The sequence below is a fragment of the Streptomyces flavofungini genome (assembly GCF_041028215.1).
GTDB lineage: Bacteria > Actinomycetota > Actinomycetes > Streptomycetales > Streptomycetaceae > Streptomyces > Streptomyces flavofungini_B.
Map to the genome: position 1 here is coordinate 1 of NZ_JASKYR010001141.1, position 1,503 is coordinate 1,503.

1 protein-coding gene is annotated in these 1,503 nt (G+C 69.9%); it reads right to left on the bottom strand.

What is annotated here, in order from left to right; translation table 11 throughout:
* Window positions 1-81: 81 nt before the first annotated feature.
* Window positions 82-1,446 carry a radical SAM protein gene (locus AB8Z36_RS39180; RefSeq protein ID WP_369218129.1) on the bottom strand — a complete coding sequence of 455 codons (1,365 nt, stop codon included), beginning with the start codon at window positions 1,444-1,446 and terminating at the stop codon, window positions 82-84.
* Between the last annotated feature and the right edge of the window lie 57 nt (window positions 1,447-1,503).

A 1,503-nucleotide genomic window follows, 5' to 3' on the forward strand; every position in this document is an offset into this window, starting at 1 on the left:
CAGCGGCGAGCTGGGGCGGGCGCCCGCCCGGCGCGGGGTGACCGGGCGGGAAGAGAGAGCGCCGCGCAGCGGCGGGCGCCGCTAGCCCCGTGCCGGAGTGATCGCGTCTTCCGGAGCCGCCGCCTCCGCCGGAAGGCTGTCCATGAAGGAGCTCACGGAGAAGACCGCGTTGCCGGGGCCCGCGGGGCCGTACCCGGGGGGCGAGGAGAGGCCGTTGGCCTCCATCGTGGCGCGGTAGGCCTCCAGGAGGCGGACGTGGTACTCCAGGGGCGCACCCTGGGGGTTCGCCTTGCCGAGCGGCGTCGTCGGCTCCGGGCACCACGTGGTGAACCGGGGCGTGATGCCACGCGACATGAAGTACTGGAGCCCCTCCACCGTGGAGTCGATCGCCTCGTCCACCGTCTTGAAGCCGAACGGCTCCGCCATCTCGACGCCCGCGACGAAGTTCGGGATGACATTGCGCGGCCCGAAGACCTCCGCGGAGTCCAGGATGCGGCGGTGCCACTCGTCCCGCCCGACGTAGCGCTCCTTGCCGGGGCAGTACCGCTCGAAGAGGTAGGGGTCCCACACCTCGTAGTTGGGGTGGTAGATCCGTACGCCGTAGTCGTGGAAGCGCTGCACGTCGGCCTTGGGCAGCGCCTGGGCGACGACCTTGCCGATCCAGCGCCCGGGGAAGCGCTCCTCGATGGCCTTGGCGTACTGGCCGTAGAAGTCGGCCTCGTCCTTGCCCTGGAGCCGCGTGGTGATGGCGCCGCCGGTGAGCGTGTACGCGGTGGAGGACTTCGCGGTGTCGTACTTGTCGATGATGGCGAGGGCTTCGAGGACCTCGTCCATCGGCTTCACGCCCGTGTAGGGGCGGCCCGCCGCCTTCTGCTGGCGCCAGTTGTGATTGATGTCGCAGTACTGGCACTCCTCCTTGGCGCCGAAGTACTGGCAGACCCGGAAGACCGTCAGATAGATCAGGTAGCCCCACTGGATGGTGGGCGCGACCTCCATCACCGACTTGCCGTTCTCCAGGGTGTGCCGGTAGTAGTCCGGCATCGGCGGCAGGCCCACGTCGGAGATCCGGACGCCGTCGAGGTAGAGGCCGAGCACGCCGTGGTCGTCGGCGGCGACCCGGTAGGGCGAGGACGGGTTCACCCGGACCGAGACGACGGTGCGCCGCAGCTCGTAGGGGCCGCCGGTGAGGACGATCTCCTCCGGCGGGCGGCGCAGGGCGGCGGCGCCCAGCTCGGGCAGCGTGCCGTGGTCGAAGGAGAAGATGAAGTAGGACTTCGGCTTGACCTCGCCGGAAGCCTCGTTGCCGGTGTCACTGAGCGCCGACTCGTCGAAGGCCATGCCGCCGCGCAGCAGGTCCTCCTTGATCACGGCTTCCCGCGGCACGTGCGGGAACCGCTCCATGAGTGACTCGACGAGCTGGGTTCGGCTCTCGCTGCGGGTGGTCATGGACGGGGCACCTCGGATCCGGTCGGACGGTCTGTACCGTCCACGCTAATACCCCCG